This is a genomic window from Streptomyces roseoviridis, assembly GCF_039535235.1.
In the GTDB taxonomy this organism is placed as follows: domain Bacteria; phylum Actinomycetota; class Actinomycetes; order Streptomycetales; family Streptomycetaceae; genus Streptomyces; species Streptomyces roseoviridis.
Genome location: NZ_BAAAWU010000001.1, coordinates 7033583 through 7060329 on the forward strand (window position 1 = coordinate 7033583; position 26747 = coordinate 7060329).

22 protein-coding genes and 3 pseudogenes are annotated in these 26747 nt (G+C 73.0%); 16 read left to right on the plus strand and 9 right to left on the minus strand.

Annotated features, from left to right (window positions below):
* Positions 1–4 precede the first annotated feature (4 nt).
* A complete protein-coding gene (locus ABD954_RS31755; RefSeq protein ID WP_345491267.1) occupies positions 5–1441 on the minus strand; it encodes a PLL family lectin in 1437 nt (478 codons plus the stop codon).
* 203 nt (positions 1442–1644) lie between these two features.
* Here ABD954_RS31755 and ABD954_RS31760 point away from each other — a divergent pair, with 203 nt between their 5' ends.
* On the plus strand, positions 1645–3327 hold the full coding sequence (locus tag ABD954_RS31760) for a carboxylesterase/lipase family protein (RefSeq protein WP_345491268.1): 1683 nt from the start codon (positions 1645–1647) through the stop codon (positions 3325–3327).
* A gap of 361 nt (positions 3328–3688) precedes the next feature.
* The gene (locus ABD954_RS31765) at positions 3689–3856 is read left to right on the plus strand and encodes a hypothetical protein (RefSeq protein ID WP_345491269.1); all 168 of its coding nucleotides are present in this window, start codon (positions 3689–3691) and stop codon (positions 3854–3856) included.
* A gap of 337 nt (positions 3857–4193) precedes the next feature.
* Here ABD954_RS31765 and ABD954_RS31770 read toward each other — a convergent pair whose 3' ends face one another.
* Together ABD954_RS31770 and ABD954_RS31775 are read right to left on the minus strand one after the other, a co-directional pair.
* Positions 4194–5891, minus strand: coding sequence for an RICIN domain-containing protein (locus ABD954_RS31770; protein WP_345491270.1), 1698 nt, complete (start codon positions 5889–5891; stop codon positions 4194–4196).
* Positions 5892–6211: 320 nt separating this feature from the next.
* Positions 6212–7041 (minus strand): annotated as a pseudogene (locus ABD954_RS31775) (IS5 family transposase).
* Positions 7042–7098: 57 nt separating this feature from the next.
* Here ABD954_RS31775 and ABD954_RS31780 point away from each other — a divergent pair.
* On the plus strand, positions 7099–7551 hold the full coding sequence (locus ABD954_RS31780; RefSeq protein ID WP_345491271.1) for a tyrosine-type recombinase/integrase: 453 nt from the start codon (positions 7099–7101) through the stop codon (positions 7549–7551).
* On the opposite strand, the pseudogene ABD954_RS31785 reads toward ABD954_RS31780, so the two are convergent.
* Positions 7530–7910, minus strand: a pseudogene (locus ABD954_RS31785) (hypothetical protein); the annotation flags it as partial. The gene ABD954_RS31780 and the pseudogene ABD954_RS31785 overlap by 22 nt on opposite strands.
* Here ABD954_RS31785 and ABD954_RS31790 point away from each other — a divergent pair.
* The 5 genes from ABD954_RS31790 to ABD954_RS31810 all read left to right on the plus strand — a co-directional run bounded on the left by ABD954_RS31790 (position 7867) and on the right by ABD954_RS31810 (position 11363).
* Positions 7867–7992, plus strand: a complete 126-nt coding sequence (locus tag ABD954_RS31790) for a hypothetical protein (RefSeq protein WP_345492658.1) — start codon at positions 7867–7869, stop codon at positions 7990–7992. The pseudogene ABD954_RS31785 and the gene ABD954_RS31790 sit on opposite strands and share 44 nt — an antisense overlap.
* A gap of 42 nt (positions 7993–8034) precedes the next feature.
* Positions 8035–8511 carry a DUF7919 family protein gene (locus tag ABD954_RS31795; RefSeq protein ID WP_345491273.1) on the plus strand — a complete coding sequence of 159 codons (477 nt, stop codon included), beginning with the start codon at positions 8035–8037 and terminating at the stop codon, positions 8509–8511.
* 315 nt (positions 8512–8826) lie between these two features.
* Entirely contained in the window at positions 8827–9141 is a 315-nt protein-coding gene (locus tag ABD954_RS31800; protein WP_345491274.1) for a site-specific integrase, read from the plus strand.
* A 6-nt stretch (positions 9142–9147) separates the two neighbouring features.
* The gene (locus ABD954_RS31805; RefSeq protein ID WP_345491275.1) at positions 9148–9531 is read left to right on the plus strand and encodes a tyrosine-type recombinase/integrase; all 384 of its coding nucleotides are present in this window, start codon (positions 9148–9150) and stop codon (positions 9529–9531) included.
* Between the two features lie 434 nt (positions 9532–9965).
* On the plus strand, positions 9966–11363 hold the full coding sequence (locus tag ABD954_RS31810; protein ID WP_345491276.1) for an MFS transporter: 1398 nt from the start codon (positions 9966–9968) through the stop codon (positions 11361–11363).
* Between the two features lie 51 nt (positions 11364–11414).
* Here the strand turns inward: ABD954_RS31810 and ABD954_RS31815 are convergent, their stop codons facing one another.
* The gene (locus ABD954_RS31815; RefSeq protein ID WP_345491277.1) at positions 11415–13226 is read right to left on the minus strand and encodes a VanW family protein; all 1812 of its coding nucleotides are present in this window, start codon (positions 13224–13226) and stop codon (positions 11415–11417) included.
* A gap of 150 nt (positions 13227–13376) precedes the next feature.
* Between ABD954_RS31815 and ABD954_RS31820 the strand changes: the two genes are divergently transcribed.
* The 7 genes from ABD954_RS31820 to ABD954_RS31850 all read left to right on the plus strand — a co-directional run bounded on the left by ABD954_RS31820 (position 13377) and on the right by ABD954_RS31850 (position 21281).
* Complete coding sequence (locus ABD954_RS31820; RefSeq protein ID WP_345491278.1) at positions 13377–14195, plus strand: IclR family transcriptional regulator; 819 nt, start codon at positions 13377–13379, stop codon at positions 14193–14195.
* 362 nt (positions 14196–14557) lie between these two features.
* Positions 14558–14878: a putative quinol monooxygenase gene (locus tag ABD954_RS31825; RefSeq protein WP_345491279.1), complete on the plus strand. Its 321-nt coding sequence runs from the start codon at positions 14558–14560 to the stop codon at positions 14876–14878.
* 178 nt (positions 14879–15056) lie between these two features.
* A complete protein-coding gene (locus tag ABD954_RS31830; RefSeq protein ID WP_345491280.1) occupies positions 15057–15257 on the plus strand; it encodes a hypothetical protein in 201 nt (66 codons plus the stop codon).
* A 627-nt stretch (positions 15258–15884) separates the two neighbouring features.
* The gene (locus ABD954_RS31835; protein ID WP_345491281.1) at positions 15885–16955 is read left to right on the plus strand and encodes a phosphoesterase; all 1071 of its coding nucleotides are present in this window, start codon (positions 15885–15887) and stop codon (positions 16953–16955) included.
* Between the two features lie 51 nt (positions 16956–17006).
* Positions 17007–19232 carry an NADP-dependent isocitrate dehydrogenase gene (locus tag ABD954_RS31840; RefSeq protein WP_345491282.1) on the plus strand — a complete coding sequence of 742 codons (2226 nt, stop codon included), beginning with the start codon at positions 17007–17009 and terminating at the stop codon, positions 19230–19232.
* 111 nt (positions 19233–19343) lie between these two features.
* Positions 19344–19634: a hypothetical protein gene (locus tag ABD954_RS31845; protein ID WP_345491283.1), complete on the plus strand. Its 291-nt coding sequence runs from the start codon at positions 19344–19346 to the stop codon at positions 19632–19634.
* A gap of 63 nt (positions 19635–19697) precedes the next feature.
* Positions 19698–21281, plus strand: coding sequence for a sigma-70 family RNA polymerase sigma factor (locus ABD954_RS31850; RefSeq protein WP_345491285.1), 1584 nt, complete (start codon positions 19698–19700; stop codon positions 21279–21281).
* A 58-nt stretch (positions 21282–21339) separates the two neighbouring features.
* Here the strand turns inward: ABD954_RS31850 and ABD954_RS31855 are convergent, their stop codons facing one another.
* The 4 genes from ABD954_RS31855 to ABD954_RS31870 all read right to left on the minus strand — a co-directional run bounded on the left by ABD954_RS31855 (position 21340) and on the right by ABD954_RS31870 (position 25281).
* Positions 21340–21840 (minus strand): CAP domain-containing protein, encoded by a 501-nt coding sequence (locus tag ABD954_RS31855; RefSeq protein WP_345491287.1) that lies wholly within the window; start codon positions 21838–21840, stop codon positions 21340–21342.
* Positions 21841–22027: 187 nt separating this feature from the next.
* Positions 22028–22915 carry a universal stress protein gene (locus tag ABD954_RS31860; protein ID WP_345491289.1) on the minus strand — a complete coding sequence of 296 codons (888 nt, stop codon included), beginning with the start codon at positions 22913–22915 and terminating at the stop codon, positions 22028–22030.
* Positions 22916–23242: 327 nt separating this feature from the next.
* Positions 23243–24661 (minus strand): acyl-CoA dehydrogenase family protein, encoded by a 1419-nt coding sequence (locus ABD954_RS31865; RefSeq protein ID WP_345491291.1) that lies wholly within the window; start codon positions 24659–24661, stop codon positions 23243–23245.
* A 161-nt stretch (positions 24662–24822) separates the two neighbouring features.
* Positions 24823–25281: an RrF2 family transcriptional regulator gene (locus tag ABD954_RS31870; protein WP_345491293.1), complete on the minus strand. Its 459-nt coding sequence runs from the start codon at positions 25279–25281 to the stop codon at positions 24823–24825.
* A gap of 545 nt (positions 25282–25826) precedes the next feature.
* Here ABD954_RS31870 and ABD954_RS31875 point away from each other — a divergent pair.
* A pseudogene (locus ABD954_RS31875) lies at positions 25827–26691 on the plus strand (glutathione S-transferase C-terminal domain-containing protein).
* Positions 26692–26747 lie beyond the last annotated feature (56 nt).

A 26747-nucleotide genomic window follows, 5' to 3' on the forward strand; every position in this document is an offset into this window, starting at 1 on the left:
GGCCTCACAGCGGTTGCCAGTCGTGCCAGGTGCTGCCGGGCTGGTGTTGCCAGCGGTGATGGACGCCGCCGGGGTTGTTGGCGACGATTTCCAGGCGGCCGTCGCGGTTGCGCAGGGCCTGGATGAAGTAGCCGCCGCCTCCGAAGTCCTGCCAGGTGCGCCAGGTTCCGGACTGGTCAACCTGGTAGTTGTGCTGGAGGAGGTCGTCGTTCATGGCGAACACCTCGATCCGCCCGTCGTGGGATTCCACCACGGCGAGTCGTGCCCCGGCGGGGCCGCCGAGTGGCTGCCACTCGTGCCAGTCCCCGCCCGGCGTGTTCTGCCAGCGGTGGTGCACACCGGAGGAGTTGGTGGCGAACACCTCCAGTCGGCCGTCGTGGTTCTTGCCCAGGGCGAGATGTTCGCCGCCGAGGCCGAAGTCGACCCACTGCCGCCACGTCCCGGACAGGTCGGTCTGGCAGGTGTGCCGGAAGATGTCGTCGTTCATGGCGAACACCTCAAGGCGTCCGTCCGACGCCGGCGCCACCGCCAGCCGTGCATCCGCGGGGCCGCCGAGGGGACTCCAGTCGTGCCAGGTGCCGCCCGGTGTGTTGTGCCAGCGGTGGTGTACGCCGGAGGAGTTGGTGGCGAACACTTCCAGTCGGCCGTCGTGGTTGCGGCCCACGGCCAGGTGCTCGCCCCCGCCGCCGAAGGTGTACCAGTCGGCCCACTCTCCCGACGCTTTGGCCTGGTAGCGGTGCACGAACGTCTCTCGGTTCATGGCGAACAGCTCCAGTCGGCCGTCCGGCGCCGCGGACAGCGTGATCGTCGCCGACGCCGGGCCCCCGAACGGCCGCCAGCCCGACCAGGCGCCACCCACCTCTACCTGGAAGGTGTGGTAGATCTGGTCGACCGCCGCGTGGAACACCTCCGCGCGACCGTCCGCCGACAGGCCCACCGCCAGCCGCTGCCGCCGATCCGGCACCTCGGGAGCGTTCCACCAGCTGGTTTCTTTGCGGGCACCTGCCCAGGAGAAGCTGAAGTGGATGTGGTCGGTGTGGGGGTTGGCGCCGCGGTAGGGCTGCCAGCCGGCGTCGGGCCGGTTGGCCATCCAGATGCGCCGGTTCCAGATCATGTACATGATGCCGAAGCGGCGGGCGAGGGCGTGGGGATTGCCGTACCGGTCGGTGGCGTGGAGCCAGTCGATCAGGTCGTCGGCCATGTGACCCTGACCGTTGACGTTCACGCCCCAGTCCCAGGCGCGGCCCTCCTTGTGTTCGCTCTGGCCTCCGCTGCCGCAGGCCCTGCTGATCCCCATGCTGGTCGTGCCGGGGTAGGCGGCGAGCACCAGGTCGCGGAAGGCGAGCAGACCGGGTTTCGCGCCGGGGTCGCAGTCGCGTTGTGGGTCGTAGGGCGCGTAGGGGTCGATGTCGGGGCCGAAATCGGGTGTCGTCGGCGCCATGTCGGTCTCCTTCGGGCTGGTTCCCTCGCCCGCTGCGAGGGTCCGTACCCCTGGTGCGCGTGATCGCAACGCGCGGACCGTCAGACGCGATCACGCGCCTCTTCCACGACCGGACCGTGCGGCTGGGGCGCGAGCTACAGCCGATCAGGTCACCACCGGCGCGTCCGCGCGCCGGGCCCACGGCCACGAGGAAGGCTTCCGTCGTGACGAACCTCAGAACCTCCCGTCGGGCGTACGCCGTGATGACGGTGTGCGCCGCCCTGACGCTCTCCCCGATGATGTCCGCCCCCTTCGCCTCCGCCGCGCGCCCCGCCTCTTCGGCTGCCGACGCCCGGCACACCGCTCCGGTCGGCGCCGCAGTCGGCGAGACGGTGCGCACAGGGGCAGGGCTGGTGCGCGGGACCCGGTCGGGCGAGCACCGGATCTTCCGGGGCATCCCCTACGCGGGCGCCCCCACGGGACCTCACCGGTGGGCCCCGCCTCGCCCCGTGCAGCCTTGGAAGGGGGTCCGGGACGCGACGAAGCCCGGCCCGCTGTGCCCGCAGGTACCCTCCCCGTACGCGCCGATCTCCAGCACGGAGGAGGACTGCCTGGTCCTCGACGTCACCACACCACCGGCAGCCGACAGGCGGCGGCCCGCGCCCGTGCTCGTATGGATCCACGGGGACGGTGCCGTGGGCGGCGGCTCCTTCTTCGACGGGCGCCGGCTGGCCGAGCGGGGACTGGTGGTCGTCAGCCTCAACTACCGTCTCGGCGTCTTCGGCGGCCTGGCCCTGCCCGGACTGGAAGGGGCCGGCACCTTCGGCCTCCAGGACCAGCAGGCGGCGCTGAGGTGGGTACGGGACAATGCGCGAGCCTTCGGCGGTGACCCCGGCAATGTCACCGTGGCGGGGGTGTCCTTCGGTGCGTCCGCCATCGCCGGCCACCTGACGTCTCCCGCGTCCAAGGGCCTCTTCCACCGGGCCATCATGGCGAGCGGTGAGGGCATGATGGACATGCCGGCCGGTGCGATGGGCCCTGATGTGCCGGGATACCCGTGGTACGTCTGGCGCACGGGGCGTGAGATGGAGGACATCACGACCGAGATGACCTCGTCCCTGGGCTGCCACGACGACCGACCGGCCCGCACCCTCGCCTGCCTGCGCGCCCTGCCGGTGAAGACGATCCTCAAGGTGCCGTACATCATGAACGCCTTCCAGGCATTCGGTTACGGCAACGGCACGCTGCCCCAGCTGCCACCCACGGCCCTGCGCGCGGGACGCTTCCACCATGTACCCGTGCTGTCGGGGGCGACCCTCGACGAGCACCGCGTCTTCGTCGGGATGACGTACGACGCGGTGGGCAGACCGTTCACCGAGGCCGACTACGACCGCGCGCTGAACACCGCCTTCGGTGCGCCGCTCGCCCGGCGGGTACGGGATGAGTACCCCACGACGGCCTTCCCGTCCCCCGCACTGGCGTGGGCCACCGTGATCACCGACCGCATGTGGGCGCGCGGCACCCAGGCCATGCACGACACCTTGAGTCGGCACGTGCCGCTGTACGCGTACGAGTTCGCCGACCGGAAGGCGCCGATGTTCCTGCCGCTGCCAGGTGACTTCGACTTCGGCGCCTTCCACTCGGGGGACATCCCGTACCTGTTCGAGGACGAGGCGGCCGAGCCGCTCTTCACCCCGGCACAGCGGCGCCTGTCAGCGACGATGACCGGCTACTGGGCCGCTTTCGCCCGCACCGGCGCACCTCGCGGTCCCGGGCTGCCCCTCTGGCACCCCCACCGCCTGGAGGGTGTGGGCCGGCCGTACACCCAGTCGCTGGCGCCGCAGCGTATCGGCCCTGTCGACTACCACCGCACGCACAACCTCGGTTTCTGGAACCGCATGCCCTGACACGGCTCGGCGCAACCGCTCGTGGACGGCACCCGTGCCTTGCGCACGAGCAGCAGCACCTCCCACCAGGTCACCGCGTCCGCGGCTGGACAGGTCCTCACGCCCGGCGGCGCTCACCGCTGCGCGCACACGCCGACCAGCCGGCGCTGGTGCCCGCACCGTCACCTGGCCGAACGTCGACCAGTTCGAGGACCTCTACACGCTTCCGTGCCGCTCCGGCCGACCGGGTCGCCTTCCTCGACCGTCTCCGACCCGGCAGCAGGCCGCGCGTGCCGTCTGCGGGCCGCGGGAGGGGCTGGACGTCACGCCGCGCGTCCGGCCGGCTTGCCGCGGCTGGCGCAGCGGATGCCTGCGGAGTCCCATGGCCGAGTGGCCGGGGCATTGCGACCACCGCGTCACGCTCGAGACGTACGCGCACATCATGCCCGACGCACCGGAGAGGCTGCGGAGCGTCGGGGACTCCGTCTTCACCAGGGAGACCGAGCTGACCCTGCCCCTGGGGTTCGACGCGCGTGCCGCGGTTGCCTGACGCCGGTCGACGAGACGTGAGGCCGACAGCCGCCGACGAGGGACGGCCGGCTTCTGACTCTGCTCTTTCTCGGGAAACAGCGAGGTGAAGTCAGCACCGAACCAGCACGGGACATGAGTGGCGCTGGAGGCCGGCTTGGGACGGTAGCACGCGCGTCGAGCCCACCCAGGGAATCGTCCGCGACCGACGGACCTGTGTACGGGCGCAGTTCAGGGCGTACGACGCGTCCGCGCCGCTGGCGACCCGCGAGGACGGAGGTCGTGACGACGACAAGACGGCAAGGGGCCGGCCCCAGTGCGGGCCGGCCCCTTGTCGGTGTCCGGGGAGCGGTTGCGGACTAGAAGCCCTTCACCACCCAGTCCTGGACGTTCGGGGTGGGGCTGCCCTGGGTCCACAGGGTCAGCCAGACGCCGTTGCCCAGGGAGTTGCCCTTCGGTGTGATGGCCTTGCCGTAGGCGTTGACGGCGCTGCCGTCGGCCGACGGGGAGAACCGCTGGACGTCACTGGCGGGATTGCATGTCCACAGGGTCAGCAGCGCACCGTTGGTGTTCGCGCCGTTGGCCTCGGGAGTGATGCACTTGCCGCTGGTCTTGTGGACGATCAGGCCGTTCTCGTACTTCCACCGCTGGGCGTCCGACCCCGTGCAGCTCCACACCGTGATCGGGGTGCCGTTGGCGGTGCCGTTGCCCTGGGGCGTCGCGCAGACGGAGCCCGCCACGTGGAAGTTGGTGAGCCAGCTCCAGCCGTCGACGGGCTTGCCGGCGTCAGGCTGGACGTTGAACACGACCCTGCGCGGTCCGCTGGAGTCCACCAGTGCCTCGTTGGCGCCCCAGAGCCGCTTGGCGAGGGGGTCCCAGGACAGGCCCTGGGTCAGCCACGGCGCCTGGGTGAGGACGTGCGGCGCCTCGCCGGGCTTGGCCACGTGGATGCAGGAGTAGCCGCCCGGCCAGTACGTGGGGCAGGTGCCGCTCATGTAGTAGGTGGTGCCGTCCGTGGCCGTGCCCTGGATACCCCACACGGGGGAGGTGTAGCCCGTGGTCTCCGAGGCGACCGTGGTGGGAAGGCCGGTGCCGAGGGACGACAGCGGCCAGCGGACGATGCGGGCGCCCGCGCCGTTCCTGTTCTCCACCGAGACCAGGGCCGGCGTCGCGCCGGAGCGGTCGACGCTCAGACTGCTGAGGCACAGCTCGTTGTTGACGGACGGACCGCAGGCGCGGGGGGTATTGTTGACCCAGGCCGTGGAGACGTTGTCGACCGCGGCGGTGCTGACGGTGCTGTAGCGGGCGACGAGCGGCATCGCCCAGAGGTGGAAGCGGGCGGAGGTCTTGCCCGCTTCCAGGCGGGTGAAGGCGGTCGTGGTGTCGTTCATGCGCCACATGCGCGTCAGGTCGAAGACCTGGAGTTCCGCGCCGTTGGCGACGAACAGCCGGTTGCCGTACCAGGCGACGCCGTCCGAGTGCGAGGTGTACTCGAGCGGCTTGAAGTTGCCATTGACCGGCTCCACGAGCGCGATGTGCCCGTACTTGACCTGGCCGCCGGCCGACTCCGCGATCGTGACCCTCGCGTAGTCCTCGACGGTCTTCGGATCGCGGCTCTCCATGTAGGTGCCGTGGTACCAGGAGGTGACGGTGAGGGAGCGGCCCGCATACAGCCCGTCGGCGGTGGCGGCATGCGACCCCGAGAAGCCCTGCGGCATCCAGCCACCGCCGCCGTCAGCGTAGTTGGACCGGTCGTCGGCGTCGTCCCAGCAGAACCCGTCGGGCTTGAGGGCGCCGTTCAGAGCGGTGGCGTGACACAGGCCCGGACGCCCCGTACGTGTACCCAGGACATCGGTGACGGACGCCGTGGCGACACCGGCGGCCTCGGCGGAGTTGATGAGACCCGTCTTGTCCCCGTCCACGCGGGTGAGCTTGAAGTTCGCGGCGAACGGGTCAAGGCCGGAGGCGGCCTGGGCGGGCTGGGTCGGAATCAGGACGGAGGCAGCCACGGCCGCACCGAGCGCGAGCTGGGCGAGCCGACCTCTTCGTCCGAACATGAGTTTCATTCTTTCAGTTAACCAGCGCGAGCCCTCAAGATCATTTTCTTCACGAGGTCTCCACGCAGGTCACAGAGTCGCCCCAGGTGCCCCCCCACCGGGCGAGGTGGTTCGTCGTAACGGGTGGCCAGCTCGCGCTGCGCTCCGTCTAGAGGCCCATCCGGGCGAGAGGCGCCGGCGACCAGGGGCGCGACTGGACGAAGGCCGGGCCGTCCCGCTGCCCGCCTACATCGCAGCCAAGGTCAGGGGAGCACATCAGGCTGCACGGCACCTTGCGCGGGGAAGAGGGCCGAACCGGCTCTAGGTTCTGTCGTCAAATGTCACGCCCACATCAGGAGTGACGCGAGGGCGACGGCTGCTTTGTAGGATTCGGCGGTCTTGTCGTAGCGGGTGGCGATGCCGCGCCACTGCTTGAGGCGGTTGAAGCACCTTTCCACTACGTTGCGGTGCTTGTAGATCTCGCGGTCGAAGGCCGGCGGGCGGCCACCCCGGCTGCCGCGCCTGGCCCGGTTGCGGACCTGGTCGGCTCGCTCGGGAATCGTGTGCGGGATGCCGCGGCGCCGCAGCCAGGTCCGGATCGCCTTCGAGCTGTAGCCCTTGTCGCCCAGGACGTGATCGGGCCGGACGCGGGGCCGCCCCGGTCCGGTGCGGGGCACCCGGATCGCCTCCATCACCGCGGTGAACCGGGTGCAGTCGTTGGTGTTGCCGCCCGTGACGACGAAGCCGAGTGGGCGGCCGCGGCCGTCACAGGCCAGGTGGATCTTGCTGGTCAGCCCGCCCCTGGACCGCCCGAGGGCCAGGTCGCGGAGCCCCCTTTTCGGGCCCCGGCCGCGTGCTGGTGGGCCCGGACGACCGTGGAGTCGACCGACACCAGCCACTCGACGTCGCCCGCCGCGTCCGCTTTCGCCTGCGCGGCCCGCAGCATCCGGTCGAACGTCCCGTCCATCGCCCACCTGCGGAAACGGGTGTGCAGCGTCGCCCACGGACCATAGCGCTCGGGCACATCCCGCCAGGCGACACCGGTGCGGAACTTCCACACGATCCCGTTCAGGATCCTGCGGTCGTCCAGCCGCTTCCGCCCCCGCAACGACTCGGGCAGCAACGGCCGGACGAACTCCCACTCGGCATCCGACAGTTCATGGCGACGTATCACGACACCATGATCCACCAACGGTGATCATTTGAAGACACCGCCTAGGGGCGATTCATGTACGCGCTCATCGATCGTCTCTGGCGTGGCGCCAAGAGGAATGCCGGCATCACGCGGAAGATCACGCCGCACTGGCTGCGGCACTTCTTCGCCTCCGTTGGTCTGTCGATGGGTGTGCCTGTGTCGGACGTGGCGGAGTGGCTGGGCCACCGCCCCGCCCTGGCCGTCGCGGTACGCGGCCGGGGCGGAGCTGTCGCGTCCGGGTCGGATCACAGTCCGCCGGTGACACGATCAGTTGGGCGTACCGGCCAGGTCGCCCTTCACGACGCCGGGCGTGGCGTTCGAGCTGAGCCAGGTGCCGAGGGCGGCCTGGGTGGTGTCGCCGTTGGCGCTCTTGTAGAGGGCGGCGATGCCGGCGACGTGCGGGGTGGGGTGGCCATGGTGGTGCCGTTGAAGGTGGCCGTGGTGTTGTTCGGCTGGGTGGAGAGGATCGCCGAGCCGGCGGCGTAGAGGTCGACGCACGCGCCGATGGAGGAGTAGGAGGCGCGGGCGTCGGTGCGGTCGGTGGCGCCGACGGCGGTGGTCTGCGTCAGGCCGCGGGGGAGGCGGTCGCAGGAATCGGCGCCGGTGTTGCCGCCGGAGGTCGATCCTCGTCGGCGTGGCGCCCAGCACAGGGTCGACCCGTCGCTACGAAGGACTGCCCGGCGCCTTCTGGCGGGCCGCTGTCCTGCTGGAGGAGTGCGTAATCCTGCGCCCTCCATCCAGCCGCAGTGCACTGCTCGGCACGCACTCGTCCTCGCGTACGTGAAATTCCACGCCCTGACCGTGGACACCAAGTTGGAGCCCTGGCGAGACCTGATGATGGACATCAGCCTGCTGAGCCTGGACAGCTTCGCCGTCACCGACCGCCTGCTTTTGGCAGACCCTGTAGTGGTGTGGGATGGGTCGTAGCCTGCGTCGGTGTGAAAGAAGCGACGCGGCGATGATGTGCGGGTGTTCTTCGAAGATCTCAGCGAGTACGAATACCAGGACGAGGATACGTTCACGGACAGGGAGTCGGGCTTCTACGCGCTCTGGTATCGCCCGGCGTACACCCGTCTGAGCATCGGGTGGCTGGAAGCCGGCAAGCCGTACTCGACTGGAACGGTCCCCGCGGTGTTCGTGGAGAAGCTGAAGGCTCTTCAGGAGGTCCAGTGGATGAATGTCTGCCTTGGGGTGCACGAGTGCGACCTGTGTCCCGAGGAAGGGGCTCCGGAAGGGACCGGGGAGGTTAGGATACCGGGCGAGCCTGGGGTCGCTTACGCCGCTCCGTTCCTGATCACGCACTACGTCACTGATCACGGTTACCGACCGCCGCAGGTCTTCGTCGACGCCGTTCTCGCCGTCGATCTCGACGCATGGACCGCCGCGCGATGGCCCAGTGTCCCCTTCCCGTGGGTCCCGAATGACGCTGAACGCATGCTGGAGTAGAGCGGAGCGCGTCGTCGGCTACACCGGCGCGGCCGCGCAGCGGCGGGCGCTGGCCGTACGACCGCTGGACGGTCCTCGGCAGAGCATCCCCGCGCGTGCGGGGAGCAGTCACGCCGCCTGCGGGGACCCTGCCGCAGCTCGGGGCCATCCCTCATCGGGTCGGTGCGGCCGAAGGACCTGCAGGCGCGGCTGAAGTGAATGGTCGAAGACCGTGGCTACGCGGAGTCGACTGCGATCAACCGGTAGGAGACCCTCGCCAGCGTCTTCAGCTTCGCCGTCGCCAATGAGTACATAACCAAGAACCCGTGCCAGCACGTGCGCACGAGCAGGCGGCGGGCGAAGCGCAGGGCGAAGAAGAGGATCCCGCTGACTGCGCTGGCGGACATCGAGGCGATCGAGCGGAACCTGCCCGGGCCGTACAAGCTGCTGGTGTGGCTGATGGCCGGCTGTGGACTGTGGATCGGCGGGGCGAGTGCCGTGACGCTGCAGCAGTTCGACTTCGAGGCGGGTGTGCTCTACGTGGACCGGCAGGTCACGCAGGACGGTGAGAGCGAGAAGCCGAGGACGGCTCGGCAGAAGGCGATCACCAAGGGGCGGGGGCGGGCTCACCGTGTCCGGCACCTGAAGTAGCGCGACATGGACGAGGGGCGGGCCGTCCCGCTGCCCGCCTACATAGCCGACAAGGTGAAGGAACACATCAGGGTGTACGGCGCCTTCCGGGTGGAGGAAGGGCCGAACCGGCTCTGGCGTGCAGCTAGGAAGGCCGCTGGCATCGTCAGGAAGATCACGCCGCACTGGCTGCGGCACTTCTTCGCCTCCGCCGGCCTTTCCAAGGGCGTGCCCGTGTCGGACATGGCCGAGTGGCTGGGCCACCGCGACCCGCGCATCACGCTCGAGACGTTTGCGCACGTCATGCCCGACGCGCCGGAACGGCTGAGGAACCTCATGGACTCTCTCTTCACCCGACAGGCCGAGCTGACCCTGCTCTTGGAGTTCGACGCACTCGTCACAGCCGCATGACATCAGCCGAGAGACGTGAGGCCGGCAGCCCTCATGAGGGCTGCCGGCCTCACGCGTCTGATCCCATCGCCATCACCATCGCTATCCGATCCGTGCCCGAATGCCCGAGTTCAACGCTCCGTAGTCAGCAGCAAACCAGCACGGGACGGGTCGGCAGGGGTGCTGACGTGGGGTTTTGGGTCAGCACCAAACCAGCACGGGAGCCAGAACGCCACCGTCAAACAGGGCACAAACTGCCGCATCTGACAGCCGCCTGTGGCGGCGTAAACCGCTATCCGGAGTGCCTACGACCGCCTCCATCCCGCCCCTCATGGTGCCCGCCCGCACCCCCGCACCCCGAACTATGGTGTCCCACCACATACGCCGGTGACCTGCACCTTCCTACGGTGTGGCGACACGAACACGTCCCCGTCACCCGCTCGGAAGTGGTGCACATGGCCGCCGCAACACACGCTCCCACGCCTCCCGGACCCCTCAAGCGGATCGTCGCCGCAAGTCTGATCGGCACCACCATCGAGTGGTACGACTTCTTCCTGTACGGTTCGGCCGCCGCGCTGGTCTTCAACAAGCTGTTCTTTCCCGAGTCGGATCCGCTGGTCGGGACGCTCCTGTCCTTCCTGACCTATGCCGTCGGGTTCGCCGCGCGGCCGCTCGGGGCGCTGGTGTTCGGGCACTACGGTGACCGGCTCGGGCGCAAGAAGCTGCTGGTGCTGAGCCTGCTGCTGATGGGCGGGGCGACCTTCGCCATCGGGCTGCTGCCGACCCACGCCACCGTGGGGTCCGCCGCGCCGCTGCTGCTGACCGCGCTGCGGCTGGTGCAGGGGTTCGCGCTCGGCGGGGAGTGGGGCGGGGCCGTGCTGCTCGTCTCGGAGCACGGGGACGCCAGACGGCGCGGGTTCTGGGCCTCGTGGCCGCAGACCGGGGCGCCCGCCGGGCAGTTGCTCGCGACCGGGGTGCTCTCCGCGCTGACCGCGCTGCTGTCCGAGTCCGCCTTCCTCTCGTGGGGCTGGCGGATCCCGTTCCTGCTCTCCGGCGTGCTGGTGATCGTCGGCCTGTGGATCCGGCTCTCCGTCGACGAGTCGCCCGTCTTCAAGGCCGCGCTCGCCGCCGCCGAGGAACGCAAGGCCGCCACCGCCGGCCAGGTCGAGAAGATGCCGCTGGTGGCCGTGCTCCGGCACCACTGGCGTGACGTGCTCGTCGCCATGGGCGCCCGTATGGCCGAGAACATCTCGTACTACGTCATCACCGCGTTCATCCTGGTCTACGCGACCACCCAGGTCGGGCTCAGCAAGCAGAACGCCCTCAACGCGGTCCTCATCGGCTCCGCCGTCCACTTCGCCGTCATCCCGCTCTGGGGCGCCCTCTCCGACCGGCTCGGGCGCCGCCCCGTCTATCTCGTCGGGGCCGTCGGCGTCGGACTGTGGATGTTCCCCTTCTTCGCCCTGATCGACCGGGGCACCTTCGGCAGCCTGCTGCTCGCCGTCACCGTCGGCCTCGTCCTGCACGGCGCCATGTACGCCCCCCAGGCCGCCTTCTTCTCCGAGATGTTCGCGACCCGGATGCGTTACTCCGGGGCCTCCATCGGCGCCCAGTTCTCCTCCGTCGCCGCCGGCGCCCCCGCCCCCCTGATCGCCACCGCGCTGCTCGACGACTACGGCAGCTCGACCCCCATCGCCCTGTACGTGATCGCCGCCGCGCTGCTCACGGTCGTCGCCGTCGCCTGTGCCCGCGAGACCCGCAACCGCGACCTGACCGACCTCGACGACTCCGGCGACGCGGCCGGAGCCGACGGCGCCGGCCGGGAGGCGCCCGCCGCCACCCCGTCCCGTTGACGCATGCGAAGGGCCCCTCCCGAACCGGGAGGGGCCCTTCGCATGCATGCGTCAACGGGACTGCTTCTCGCAGGTGACCTTGTCCCGCGGCGTGTAGTGCGTGCCGAAGGTCTCGCGCTTCACCTCGGTGCCGCCGTTCTTGAAGACCCGGTCGACCTTGATGTCGAAGCCCTCCAGCGGCTCCTGCACCTCGCACTTGTCGCCGGTGCCCTTGCGCTCCGCCGGTGGCGTGATGTTCGTGCGCGGGCCCGCGACCGCCTCGACCGAGTCGTACTTCTTCGTGCCGAGGAAGCTCACCGTGACCGACGAGTCCGTCGAACTCGCCTTGATGTAGATCGGCTTGCCCGAGTCGTTGCGGAACCTCAGGTCCAGCGTGCCCCAGGCCACCGTCGCCTCACGGCCGGCCGGGTAGCGCTCGATGTAGAAGGAGTGGGCGCCGTGCTCGACGGGCTTGACCCCGGCGAAGAACAGCGCGTTGTAGACGGTGGTCGCGACCGCCGACACACCGCCGCCCGGCGCCTTCTGGTACTGCCCGTCCATGATCATCGTGCCGTCGACGAAGCCGTTGGCCTCGGTGCGCTCGCCCACCGTCCGGTTGAAGCTCCACACCTCGCCCGGCTTGACCAGCGAGCCGTTGATCAGCTCGACCGCCCGGCCGATGTTGGTGGTGCGGTACGGTGCTTTCGGGAAGTTCACGGTGAACGTGGACATCTGCTCCGTGATCCCGAGCGCCGCCACGTTCTTCGCCGTCAGCTCCGGCTCGGTCTCCGTGGTGGCGACCGGGCCGGTACGGGCGGCGTCGCCCACCTCGGTGAGCAGCGGTTCCACCGCCCGGCCGAGGGCGTCGGCCGACACCTCGCGGCCCGGCCGGCCGTCCCGCTCCACGACGACCTTGCCGTCCCGCACGCCGAGGCTCGCCTCGACCGGGCCACCGGTGAACGTGTGCAGCGGACGGGCCACGTCGGGGTCGCGCAGCAGCCCCCGCGAGTCGAGCGACGGAGTGAGCCGGCCGCCCTCGGTCGTCACCTTCAGGTGGTCGGCGAGGGTGACCGCCGGGATCGTCAGCCGGTTGCCGGCCGCGGTCAGCGTGACCGGGCCCGACAGCGCGGGCGTCGCGAACTCCTTCACGAAGCGGTCGACCTCGGCCTGCCCCACCGTCGGCTTGGTGACGGCGACGGGCAGCGCCACGGGCGCCGAGCCGCCGGAGCCCGCCCCGACACCCGCGCCGGTGCCCAGGCCGCTTCCGATCCCGGCGGCGGTTCCGGCACCGGGATACGCGGCGCGCAGGGCGTCCACGGCCCGGTCGACGTCCAGCTTCCGGCCGTCCTGCGCCGGGGTCACCACCGTCCTGCCCTTCTTGAAGGCCACGGCGCCCTCGCGCACGGTCCGGTCGTGCTTCTCGGCGACGTGGCGGACCGCCTCCCGCGCCTTCGTGGCATCGAAGGAGACGACGGGCTCGATGTCCCTGCTGCCGGAGGAGAAGAGCCGGCCGATCACGGTGACCGGGTCGCGCGAGGGGTCGGCCGCCCGCTCCGCGGTGGCCGCGACGTCGACGGTGAGCCCCGCCCGGGCGGGATCGAGGGCCGTGGTCGCGTCACCGACCTTCACCCGCATCGGGTCCTTCCAGGCGGCGGGGGCCGCGGAGGTCAGGCGGACGGCTGCCTCCGAGCGGCTCAGGCCGCCGATGTCGACCCCGCTCACCCGGGTTCCCTCGGAGATGTCGTCCCCGGTGGCGACGAGGCCCGCCACGTACAGTCCGCCGGCGACGGCCGCGACCACGCCGGTCGCGATCGCCGCCTTGCGTATGTGGCCGCGGCGCCCGTCGGGGCCCGCGGCGGCGTGGTCGGTCGTGGAGCGGCGCACACACCCTCCCGGTGCGGTATGGAGTCAGGGGTATCCCTCGACGGTACGCCGAATGGGGGCAAAAGATCCATATGATCCGATTTACCGGGCGGTGACTCTCCTCTCATCCCGCCCGGATCACCCCGCCGAACGGCGCTCTAAGGTGGATCGGTGCACCCGACCCCCTCCGGCACGACCGGCCCCCAGTCCGTCGAGCGGGCCCTCGCCCTCCTCGACGCCGTCGCTGACGCCGACCGGCCCGTCGCAGCGAAGGCCCTGGCCCGGACACTCGGCTGCGCCCTGTCGACCGTCTACCACCTCACCGGGCCGCTGGTCGCCCGCGGGCACCTCGTCCGCACACCCGAGGGGTACGCCCCCGGCCCGCGCATCCCGGCGCTCCACCGCTCCTACCAGCGACATCACGGCCTCGAGGGCGGTGTCGCCGAACTCCTCGGCCGGCTGCGCCGCGCCTGCGGCGCCGAGGCGTACTTCACCGCCTACCAGGGCGGCCGGATCACCGTCGTCGACACCACCGCGCCCCTGACCGACACCGCCCACCCCTTCGCGCCCGGACCCGAGGCCCGCGCCCACGCGACCGCCCACGGCAAGGCGCTGCTCGCCGGGCTGCCCCGGCCGCTGCGCCGGCGCTACCTGGACGAACACGGCATGGCCCGCTTCACCGAGCGCACCATCACCAGCCCCGAGCGCTTCGAGGCGGAGCTGGCCCGGGTGCGCGACCGGGGCTTCGCCGTCTCCGTGGGCGAGGCGGATCCCGCGTACACCTGTCTGGCCACGGTCCTGCCGGGTCCCGGCCGGGCCGACGGCGTCCTGCACGCGCTGTCGGTGTCGCTCCCCACCGCCGACTTCCGGCGCCGTCACGGCGAGGTACGCACCGCCCTGGCCCGGGCCGTGCCGCTGTTCACGGCCGGTGACCCGCCGCCCGTCGCCCCGCCACCGCCCGGTTGGCCGACCGGTTGGCCAACCGGCTGACCCGTGCCCGGACCGCCGGTCGGCCGGCCCCTCCCGCCCGCCGCTGTTCGACCGACCGACCCGTGCCGCCCGCCGCCGCCGCTGATCGCCCGACGGACCCGTGCCGTCCCACGGCCGTTCGACCGTCCTCTCGACTGGCGGGCCGGCTGTCCCGTGCCGTCCGGCCACCGCTCGACCGACCGCCCGGCCCCTCCCGCCCGTCGCCGTGCGACCGACCGCCCGACCGAAGGCTGACCCCACCGGCCGCGTCCCCTCCCGCCCCGTCGTCGCCCGGTTGCCCCCCCGCTCCCGTTTTCCGGCCCTGCCGGAATCCCCGCCCCCGCCGCTGGACCGGTCCGCGCGCGGCGGAGCAGCGTAGGGGCATGATCTTCATCGCCGTACGTTTCACCGTCCGTCCCGAGTACGCCGACACCTGGCTCGACCGGGTCGCCGACTTCACCCATGCCACGCGCGAGGAGCCCGGCAACCTCTTCTTCGACTGGTCCCGGAGCGTCGAGGACCCGAACCGGTACGTCCTCCTGGAGGCGTTCGCCGACGCCGAGGCCGGCGCCGCCCACGTGGCGTCCGAGCACTTCCGGGCCGGTCTGGAGGCCATGGGCGCCGCCATCGCCGCCACCCCCGAGATCATCAACGTCGAGGTGCCGCGGCAGGGCTGGGACGCCATGGCGGAACTCGCCCGCTGAACCGCCACACCGGCCCCCACCGCCCCACCGGCCCCCACCCCCCACCGGCCCTGCCGGTCCGCCCACCGCGACGGGGCCGTGAGATGCACGGCCCCGGCGCACCCGGGAGACTGCGCTCATCGGTGGCCTGGAGACGGCCGCGCTCATCGGACGGAACGGCTCGGCCGACTGGTGGCGCGTGCCGCGCTTCGACGGCCCGCGCCGCCGGTTCATCCGCTCCGGGGCCAGGGCCTGGATCGCCACCGACCGCGCCTGCGGCTCGTCCGCGTCGCCGGACCGCTCGGCTCCGTCCGCCGCAGGCAGGCCCTGCGCGCGGAACGCCGAAGAGGTGTGCCGGCTCGGCTGGCGCGAGGAGCAGCAGTCCTTCACGCAGTACTGAGGAGCAGACGGCAGCCGCCGCGTCGACGCCACCGCCCTGCTCATCCCGCGCCTCGCACTTCCTGCCGCCGCACGACCCCCAGCGTCCTCGGCACCGTCCGCGCCACGGCCGGACTCCAGGACCACGGGTTCCTGCGACGCGACGGCGAGGCCACCGACGGCGAGGTGCACGAGGTCGACGGCCTCGACGGCGCCGAGGCGCCTTCCTGGCCTGCACCTTCTGGTACGCCGATGGCCCGGCCCGGCCCTGACCGACGGCCCGGCCCGGCCCTGACCAGCTGCCCGGCCCGGCCCTGACCGGCCGCCCGGCGGAGGCCCGTACCGTCCTCGAACGCGTCCTGGCCGTCCGCAATGACCTCGGGTGCTCGCCGAGGAGCGGGGTCCGGCCACGGACCGCCGGCTCGGCGACACCCCCGGCCCTCAGTCACGTCGCCTCATCACGTCCGTCTTCCCCCTGGACCCGCCTTCCCTCTGGACCCGCCTTCCCCCTGGACCGCACCCGCCGACGGCCCGCACCCCGGACGCCGTGCCGCCCTCGCCCTGGCCGGGGCCGCAGCCCCGCCGTTGACCTGCGTCGTTCGGGTGCCTCCAGCGGGCGCCCGGGGCGGCGGCGGGGTCGAATCGAGCCATGGCACTCTTCGACAGGCCCCGTACCGGCGGCTCCCCGCGGAGCAGCGCCGCCGGCGGCACCTGGTGGTACGCCGCCATCGCCGCCGAGGCCCCGGGTTCCTTCACCGCCCGGGTCCGCATACGGATGCGGCGCATCAGCCTCGCCGCCGTCCTCCTGTTCACCGTCGCCTACGCCGGACTCGTGCTCACCGCCACCGGCCGGCGCTGGGGCGACGCCGTCACCGCCGGGCGGCTCACCGATCCGGCCGTGGCCCGCGTCCTGAGGGAACATCCCTCGATCCAGGGCCTCGCCACCCTCTCCCTCGTCCTCGCCGTCCTGCTGCTCGCCGCCGTCGGCATCGTGCGCAGGCGGTACGGGCGCACCGGCGCCGCCCTCGGCACCCTGGCCGCGACCGTGGCCCTCGCGGAACTCCTCCAGCGGTACGCGCCCGGCCCCCACCTCGTCGACGCCTCGGGCACCGCCGTCGACAGCGGTTTCCCCAGCAGCCCCACGGTGATCGCCACCGGCGCCGCCCTCGGCCTCGTCCTCGTCGTCCCGCACCGGCTGCGCAGCGCCACCGTCGGCCTCGCCGCCCTGTGGGCCGCTGCCCTCGGCGCGTACGGCATCGCCTCCGGCCGCCACCGCCCCGGCGACGTCATCGCCGCCGACCTGCTCGTGCTCGCCGCCTTCGCCGCGCTGCTCGCCCTGCTCGCCCGCCAGGGGAAGGTCCGGCCCGCCTCCCGCGGCGGCGCCCTGCCCCCGCAGCGGCTGCTCGTCCTCCTCCCGCTCGCCGCCCTCGCCATCGGCGGGCTCGCAGCGGGCGGCCACCTCCTCGGCGAGTGCCTGCCCCCCGGCACCGGCCCGCTCCCGGTCGAGCTGCCGCGCACCGCGCACCGCTGCGGCCAGGCCCTCGCCGCCGGCACCGGCGCCGCCGTCGCCCTCGTCCTGCTCGCCCTGTTCCGCCGCGTCGACCTCGACCCGAGGCCGGTCCCGTACCGCCCGGCCCGCGCGGACCCCGAGGAGACCCGTCCCGAGGAGAGCTTTCCCGAGGACCCCTTTCCCGCGGAGCGCGATCACGAGATATCTTGATGTCGAGCAATCTTGCAGACGCAGACGCAGACGTGGAGCGGAGCACACCCGGTGACTGACTCGACCATCATCTACACGCACACTGACGAGGCGCCCGCCCTGGCGACGTACTCGTTCCTGCCCGTGATCCAGGCCTACGCCTCGACCGCCGGGATCAACGTCGAGACGCGTGACATCTCCCTGGCCGGGCGCATCATCGCCAGCTTCCCCGAGCGTCTCGAAGAGGGCCAGCGCATCGCCGACGCCCTCGCCGAGCTGGGCGAGCTGGCCAAGACGCCGCAGGCCAACATCATCAAGCTGCCGAACATCTCGGCCTCGATCCCGCAGCTGAAGGCCGCCGTTGCCGAGCTGCAGGCCCAGGGCTACGCCCTGCCGGACTACCCGGACGACCCGCGCACCGACGAGGAGCGCGACATCCGCGCCCGCTACGACAAGGTCAAGGGCTCCGCCGTCAACCCGGTCCTGCGCGAGGGCAACTCCGACCGCCGCGCCCCGGCCTCGGTCAAGAACTACGCCAAGGCCCACCCGCACCGCATGGGCGCCTGGACCCCCGAGTCCAAGACCAACGTCGCCACCATGGGCCAGAACGACTTCCGCTCCACCGAGAAGTCCGCCGTCATGGCCGAGAACGGCTCCCTGCGCATCGAGCACGTCGCCGCCGACGGCACCACCACGGTGCTCCGCGACTCCGTCCCGGTCCTCGCCGGCGAGGTCGTCGACGCCTCCGTCATGCGCGCCGCCGCCCTGCGCACCTTCCTCTCCGAGCAGGTCGCCCGCGCCAAGGCCGAGGGCGTCCTGTTCTCCGTGCACCTCAAGGCCACGATGATGAAGGTCTCCGACCCGATCATCTTCGGCCACGTCGTGCGCGCCTTCTTCCCGCAGACCTTCGCCAAGTACGGCGAGGTGCTGGCCGGCGCGGGCCTGTCCCCGAACGACGGCCTCGGCGCCGTCCTCAAGGGCCTGGAGTCCATCCCGCACGGCCTCGGCGAGGAGATCAAGGCCTCCTTCGACGCCGAGCTCGCCGAGGGCCCGGCCCTCGCCATGGTCGACTCCGACAAGGGCATCACCAACCTGCACGTGCCGTCCGACGTCATCGTCGACGCCTCCATGCCGGCCATGATCCGTACCTCCGGCCACATGTGGGGCCCGGACGGCCAGGAGGCCGACACCCTCGCCGTCCTCCCGGACAGCTCCTACTCCGGCGTCTACCAGGCCGTCATCGACGACTGCCGCGCCCACGGCGTCTTCGACCCGTCGACCATGGGCTCCGTCCCGAACGTCGGCCTCATGGCGCAGAAGGCCGAGGAGTACGGCTCCCACGACAAGACCTTCGAGATCGCGGCGGCCGGCACCGTCCGCCTCGTCGACGCCGACGGCAACGTCGTCCTGGAGCAGGAGGTCGCCGAGGGCGACATCTTCCGCGCCTGCCAGACCAAGGACCTCCCCATCCAGGACTGGGTCAAGCTCGCCGTCACCCGCGCCCGCGCCACCGGCGCCCCGGCCGTCTTCTGGCTGGACGAGACCCGCGCCCACGACGCCCAGCTGATCGCCAAGGTCAACGAGTACCTCCCGCAGCACGACACCGAGGGCCTGGAGATCAAGATCCTGTCCCCGGTCGAGGCGACCAAGTTCTCCCTGGAGCGCCTCCGTCGCGGCGAGGACACCATCTCGGTCACCGGCAACGTCCTGCGCGACTACCTGACCGACCTCTTCCCGATCCTGGAGCTGGGCACCAGCGCCAAGATGCTCTCCGTCGTCCCGCTGATGGCGGGTGGCGGCCTGTTCGAGACCGGCGCCGGCGGCTCCGCCCCGAAGCACGTCCAGCAGCTCGTCAAGGAGAACTACCTCCGCTGGGACAGCCTCGGCGAGTTCTTCGCCCTGGCCGCCTCCTTCGAGCACCTGGCCACCACCACCGGCAACGCCCGCGCCCAGGTCCTCGCCGACACGCTCGACCGCGCCACCGGCACGTTCCTCAACGAGGACAAGTCGCCGACCCGTCGCCTCGGCGGCATCGACAACCGCGGCAGCCACTTCTACCTGGCCCTCTACTGGGCCCAGGAGCTGGCGAAGCAGACCGACGACGCGGAGCTGGCCAAGTCCTTCGCCCCGCTCGCCGAGAAGCTGACCGCCGACGAGCAGAAGATCGTCGACGAGCTGATCGCCGTCCAGGGCTCCCCGGCCGAGATCGGCGGCTACTACCAGCCCGACCCGGCCAAGGCCGCGGCCGTGATGCGCCCGTCCGCCACGTTCAACGAGGCCATCGCGTCCCTCGCCTGACGCGACGGGGGCCCCTCCCGAGGGGCCCCCGCACCGCCCCGGCCGGACACCCGTCCGGCCGGGGCGGACCTGTCGGTGGCGCATCCGCCGTCCGGGTGTGAGTCTGGATGGATGAGCTGGGCATCATGGACGACCGCCGGTGTGTACACCGGGCGTGGCGGGGTGCTGACCCAAGAGGCCGGTGTCGTCACGGGCGATCTGACCGTGCACACCACCTATGCCGACGGCGAGGCACGTGTGGCCGTGCAGTACAGCGGCGCCTCCGACTGGTTCACCATGTCGGGAAGTCCGGTTCCCTGCGGATCGGAGGAGGAGAGCCGCGACCTGCACGACGCCGTCGTGGAGGCCGTGCGCGTGGGGGGCGGGGCCACCGTGCCGAGCGTGCCCTACCTCTCGGGCTAGGCCTCCCGGCTGCTCCCGCGGGTCTCCTCGACGCCCCAGGACGGACCCGAGGAGAGCCGGACCATGCACGACGACGAGCAGCGCACCGCCGATCTGGTCGAGGCGGCTCGGGCGGGTGACGCGCGCGCCCGGGACGCGCTCGTACGCGGCTGCCTGCCGCTCGTCTACAACATCGTCGGCCGCGCCCTCGACGGCCACGCCGACGTCGACGACGTCGTCCAGGACACGATGGTCCGCGCCCTCGACGGCCTCACCGGACTGCGCGACCCGGCCCGGTTCCGCTCCTGGCTCGTCGCCATCGCCATGAACCGGATACGGCACCGCTGGCAGCAACGCCGGCACGCGCCGCGGCCCGGCCTCGACCACGCCGCCGCGCTCCCGGACCCGGCCGGCGACTTCACCGGCCTCACCATCCTGCGCCTCGGACTCACCGGGCAGCGGCGCGAGGTGGCCGAGGCCACCCGTTGGCTCGACGAGGACGACCGGGAACTGCTCTCCCTGTGGTGGCTGGAGGCCGCCGGCGAACTCACCCGTGCCGAACTCGCCGCCGCCCTCGGCGTGCCGCCGCGGCACGCCGCCGTCCGCGTCCAGCGCATGAAGGCCCGCCTGGAGACCGGCCGCGCCGTCGTGCGGGCCCTCGCCGCCCTCCCGCGCTGCCCCGGACTCGCCGCGACGACCACCGCCTGGAACGGCCGCCCCTCCCCGCTCTGGCGCAAACGCCTGGCCCGCCATCTGGACACCTGCCCCCGCTGCACCACCGCCCGCACCGACCTGACCCCGCCCGAGGGCCTCCTCGCGGGCCTGGCCCTCGTTCCCCCGCTCATGGCGTGGGCGGGGCAGGGAGCCGGGGGAGCGGCCGTGGAGACGGTCGCGTGGGCGGGCGAGCCGGGGACCCAGGCATGGCCTGGCGGCCCGCAGGCGCCCACGGGCGGGGCCGGGCAGGACGAGGCGGCGACGCTCCCGCCCGACACCTGGCCGGGGCACGGCGGCTCCGACGGGCCGCCTGACGGCGGGGCCGCCGCCGGCACCGCCGCCACACCCTATGGCGCGGCACGGGTGTGGGGAGCCGCAGCGGTGGTCGTCGGGGTGCTCGGGGCGCTCGTCCTGCTGGTGCCGGAGGACCCGGTCGAGCGGAGCCGGCTGCGCGAGCGCGTCGCCACCGCGCCCACCGGCGCGGCACCGTCCACCACCGCGCCCACCACCGCGCCCGCGCCGGCGCCGACACCCTCGCCGCGGCCCGCCCGGAGCCGGACTCCGGAGCCGAGCCGCGAGGAACGGGTGACCCTCCTGGTCAACCGGCACCGCGCCGAGGCGGGATGCGGCCCGCTGCGCTCCGACCCGGAGCTCGTCGCGGTGGCCCGCGCGTACGGCGCGGTCATGGTGGAGCGGGACCACTACGGGCACCACGGCCCCGACGGGACGGACCCCGGCACCCGGATGGCGGACGGCGGCTACGCCTGGAGCGCCTGGGCGGAGAACCTGGCCCGCGGGCAGTCCGAGCCCGAGTCCGTCGTGGCGGACTGGATGGCCGACCCGCCGCACCGGGCCAACCTGCTGGACTGCCGGTTCCGGGACACCGGCGTCGCCGCCGTGCGCGGGCCCGGCGGCACGGTCTGGGTGCAGGAACTCGCCGCCCCGCTCGGCTGACCGGGCGGGGCGAGGCCGGATCCGGCGGCCGGCCGCCGGTGCTTCCGCGTCCGGCGCCTCAGCGTCTCGTCGCGAAGTCCTGCACCCACCAGGGGCCGCCCCCGGAGAGGTTCACGCCCACGCCCACGTCCTCGAACGCGCAGTTGAGGATGTTCTTGCGGTGGGCGTCGCTGTCCATCCACTCCGCCACCGCCTCGGCGGGCGTCCGCGGCCCGCGGTGGATGTTCTCGCCCCACGACGACCACCTGTAGCCGGCCGCGGTGATCCGGTCGCCCGCGTTCTGCCCGTTCTGGCTGTCGTGGGCGTAGTGGCCCCGGGCCGCCATGTCGTCGGCGTGGCCCTGAGCCGCCTCCCGGAGTCTCGGATCGGACCGCAGCGGATCGCATCCCGCCCGCCTCCGCTCGATGTTGGCGAGCGTGACCACCTGGCCGACGTACCGCGCCACCGTGTCGGCGGCCCGTGGCTCCGCCGGAGGGGTGCCCGCGCCGGCCGGCGTGCCGGAGGTGACCACGTACACCCCGGTTATCACCGTGACCGCCGCCGCCACCGTGCCGGCCACGGTGAGCGCCGTGCGGAACGACGGCCTCCGCCGGTCGTCACCGCCTCCTCCGCGGGGCCTCGCCCAGGGCCGCTTCCGCCGATTCGCTTCGTACGCCTCGTGCTGCATGGAGCTCCTCTCCTCGGGGCCGCCGGCCCTCCGGCGCGGCGAGATGACTATCCGGCCCCGGAGAGCGCGACACTCCTCGTCAATCCTGTGCGTCAACCTCGTGCGGCACCACCGCGACCGGGCAGGGCGCCAGGTGCAGTGCCGCGTGCGCCACCGAACCGATCCGCGCGCCGAGTGCGCCGCGCTGCGCCCGCCGGCCCACCACGAGCAGTTGCGCGCCACCGGCCCCGGAGAGCAGCACCTGCCCGGCGCTGCCCAGCTCCACGTGCTCGGTCACCGGGACCTCCGGGTAGCGCTCCCGCCACGGGGCGAGCGCCTCGCGCAGCGCCTTCTCCTCGTACGGGACGAGCCCGCCGGCCTCGTCCGCGAGGCGCAGGGAGGCCGGGCTGTACGCGAAGAGCGGCGGCAGGCTCCAGGCCCGCACGGCCCGGACCGGCGCCCCGCGGGCCACGGCCGTCTCGAAGGCGAAGCGCAGGGCGGGCGCGCTGTCCTCGGGGCTGCCGTGCTGGCCCACGAGGACCTCTCCGACGGGCGGTTCGGCCGGTGCGCCGTCGCGGGCGCGGACCGCCACCACCGGCACGGTGGACCCGGCGATGACCTGCTGTCCGTAGGAGCCGAGCAGGAAGCCGGTCACGGCGCCGTGACCGCGTGACCCGACCGCGAGCAACTCGGCCCGGCGTACGGTGCCGAGGAGGGCGGCCACCGGTGTGTCGCCGATGACCTCGGCGCTCAGGCCGACTTCCGGATAGCGGTCGGCGAGCGTCGACTCGGCCTCGCGCAGCACGTCGCGGGCGGCCTGCTGCTGGGCCGTGGGGTCCTGGAGCAGCGGCAGGTCGAGCGGTTCCCAGCGCCAGGCGTGCACCAGGCGCAGCGGCAGCCCGCGGTGCCCCGCCTCGCGTGCGGCCCAGTCGGCCGCCGCGAGGCTCTCCGGGGAACCGTCCACTCCCGCGACGATCTCACGACTCATCAGACTGCCTCCGTCGGTGCGGCATCGGGCCCGGTGTGCCGGCCCCGCCGGGCGTCGCCCTGCCGGGATGCGGGCCTCGGACGTCGGCCCCGCCGGGTGTCGGCCGGGCCGGGTGGCGGCGCCCCGGGTGTCGGCCGGACCCGGGTGTCGCCCCTGCCGGGCGTCGGGCCTTCGGTGCCGGGACCCGGTGCCGGGCCCGCCGGGCGGCAGGCCCTCTGGAGTGCCTCGCCTCCCGCCGGTGGCGCTGGGGCCGTCGCGGGGCAGGCCCGGACGGCCCTTCCACCGTAGCCGTACGGGCCGAGTCGCCGCAGGGCACGGAGGCTCCGACTAGACCGGCAGGGTGAGTCCGGCGCGGGTGCCGTTGAGGTAGTGGTCGCCGATGTCGCGGAGCCGGTGGTCGGGCGCCACCGGCGCGGTCAGGGTCCGGGCGTTGCGCCAGAAGCGGTCGAGACCGGGACCGCTGCCGTGGGGGCCGGGCACCGCCGCGGGGTCCGTCAGCTCCAGGACGCGGGTGGTGATGTCCAGTGCCGCCCGGCCGACGACCGTCTCCGCCGCGGCGACGAGGACGGCGATGTCGGTCCCGTCCTCGACGTCGAGGGCCCGTCCCGCGAGCAGGCGGTCTTCCAGGGCGGCCGTGGCGCGGTCGACGACCGCGGCGGCGGCGTGCGCGGCCGTGGCCGACTCCCCGTACGCGAGCAGGAGGAACGGATCGTCGCCGCTCGCGGCCCGGGTGGCCCGGCTGACGTCACGGGCCTCGGCCAACGCTCCCTCGGCGATGCCGAGCGCGACGTGGACCAGCAGTAACCGCAGGGCGATCGGCGCCGGGGCGGTCGGACACGGGGCGAGAGCGAGCTCGTCCTGGGGGAGCGCGCCGAGGACGTCGCCGGCGGCTATCGGCACCTGGTCGAACGTGACGGTGCCCGCGCCGGAGAGGCGCTGGCCCACCCGTTCGGCGTGCGGCTCCGTGAACACGGCCGGATGCGCCGGGTCCACGAGGACGAGCAGGGGTTCGCCCGTCTGCGTACAGCGGGCGGGGACGACCAGCCGGTCGGCGACCGTCACGCCGGAGGCGAAGGCGCGGCGCCCGTCGAGGACGTAGGCGCCGCCGCCGGCCGGCGTGAGAACCGGCCCGGACGTCGCCACGACCGGCCCGGACGGCGCCACGACCGGCCCGGACGGCGGGAGAATCGATTCGCTGCGTCGGTTCTGTCGGTTGTGTCGGTTCGACGTGCTCGACCCGCTCGACTCACTCGACCCGCTCCGCCCGTTCGGGGCGGCGGGGCCGGTGGCGTCGGTCCGCGTGCCCGGCGGCTCGATCGCGCCCGCGAGCAGCCACCGCTCCTCGGCGGCGCGGGTCCCGAGGTCGAACGGGCCGGCCGCGGGGCCGAGGAAGCGCGTCGTCCACGCCAGGACGCAGTGGTGGGCGAGGAGTTCGCCGATCGAGCCGTCGGCCGCGGAGATCTCCCGGATCACCCCGCAGGCGGTGCGCCAGCCGGCGCCGCGCCCGCCGGGGCCCGGCGGGGTGAGCAGGGCGGGCAGTCCGGCCTCCTGGAGCCGGGCGACCTCGTCGAGCGGGGCCTTGCCTGCCCGGTCCCGGACCAGGGCGTCCACGGCGAGGTCGTCCGCGAGCTCGCGTACGACGCGGGGCCACATCTCGTCGTCGGCCGGGCGGTCCGCCGACCGGCCGACCGGGCCTCGGACCTGGCCGGAGGTGGGGCGCTGAGCTGGCTTCTTCGGCGTTCTCACGGCACCTCGCATCTTTCCCAGTATCCCCATTGGAATAGTAGGGATAGTGGCAGAGGGGTGCGGGCCTCCCCAAGGGGCGTCCACATGGCGGACCTTGAGTGCCCGACAGGCGGAACGGGAAGCCGGGGGAGGGGACGGGACCGACGGATGGGCGCCGCCGGTCAGGGGTTGGTCCAGGCCTCCGGGTCCTCGGCGAGCGCCACGATCTCCGGCGGCAGCTTCGCCGTGGCCACCTCGGCCAGCGAGACCCCGTCGAGCACATGGCGTACGTTCGCCCGCAGCGCGACCCACAGGGTGAGCAGGGACTCGGCCGGGCCGGTGTACGACAGCTCCGGCGGCCGGACGCCCCGGACCGACACCAACGGCCCCTCCACGCAGCGGATCACGTCGGCCACCGAGATCTCCTCGGCCGGCCTCGCCAGCCAGTACCCGCCGTTCCCGCCGCGCTGGCTCTGCACCAGGCCGCCCTTGCGCATGTCGCCCAGGATGCCCTCCAGGAACTTGTGGGAGATCCCCTGGCAGTCGGCGATGACCTCGGCCTTCACCGGCCCGGACTCCCGGGCCGACGCGAGCTGGAGGGCGGCCCGCACCGCGTAGTCGGCCCTGGCTGAAATGCGCATACGCGCATTATGCATTCGCGCCCCGTCCGCGCCCTTGACGAGGGGCGCCGCCGATCCCACACTCGGGGACGGGAAACCGAGCGAACAGGTAGGGAACCATGGGAGCCGCCATCACCGCCGCACCGGACACGGCCCCCGCCCTCCGGCTGCCGCGCTCCCTGCCGCTCACCTCCCGCCGCCACATCGACCTGCTGCGGGTCTGCAGCGCGGCCTGACGCCGCGTCCCGCCGTCGTACGGCTCGGGCGACGATCCGGCCGTCCGGCACGTCGTACGGCTCCGGCGACCGTCCCGCCGTCCGGCTCGGCGTACGGCTCCGGCGACGATCCAGCCGTCCGGCTCCGCCGTGCGCCACGCTCCCGTCCTGCGGGTGGGGCGAGCCGCGCGACCCGTCCCGTCCCGACCAGCCTCTCGTACGGCTCCGTCCGGACGAGCCCCCGCCCCGCGGCTCCACCCGCACTCTTCCCATACCTCTGCTGCCTCCGGGCGTACGGCGTCTCGCCACCGTACCGATCCGCGAGCCGGCACCGAGCACCCAGGGAGAACCATGTCCGTCGTCACCTCCGTCGTCCCGGCCGCCGTCGGCGCCGCCCCCGCGTTCCGCGGCCGCATCGGCCGTGACGTGCGCAGCGGCCACTACCCCGTCCCGCACCGGTACCGCCTCCATCTGGCACCCGCCGACCCCGGATGTCTGGCCGTGGCCGTGACCCACAGCCTGCTCGGCCTCGACGACACGCTCCCGCTGGCCGTCCTGCCCGCCCTCCCCGACACGCCCGACGGCGGCTACGCCCGCTTGCGTCCGCTGTACGAGGCCAGCGCCCACCTCTACCGGGGCCCGGCCGCCGCACCCGTCCTCAGCGACGGCTGGACCGGCCGGATCGTCTCCACCCACGTGCCCGACATCCTGCGCGACCTGGCCCTGCGCTTCGGCGGCGACGGGCCCGAACTCCTCCCCGAGGACCGGCAGGACGAGATCCGGGCCCTCGCCGACCTGTGTGAACGCAGCGTCAACGGCGCCGCCCAGCGTGCCGGCGAGCTCGGCCTCGACGACACCGCCGCCCACGAGGACCCGCTCACGGTGCTCTTCGCGGCGCTCGGCTCCTTGGAGCGGCGTCTCGACCGTCGTCCGTACGTCCTCGGCGACGCGCCCACGGCCCGCCGACGTCACCGTCTGGGTCACCCTCGTCCAGCTGGACACCGTCCACCGCTGGCACCTGGACGCCGCCGCCATGGAGCGGGTCGCCGGGTACACCGCGCTGTGGGCCTACGCCGGACGGCTCGCCGCGCACCCCGCGTTCGGCCGCCACCTCGACGTCGACGCCCTGCTCGCCCGGCACCGGGCCCACTGCCGGGGCCGGGAGGCCGCGGGTGCCGCCATGCGGATCGTGGACTGGTCCGCCGCACGCGGCTGACCGGGGACGGCCGGCGCCCCCGACCCGACCGCAGGGCCGGACGTGACCACGGCTCA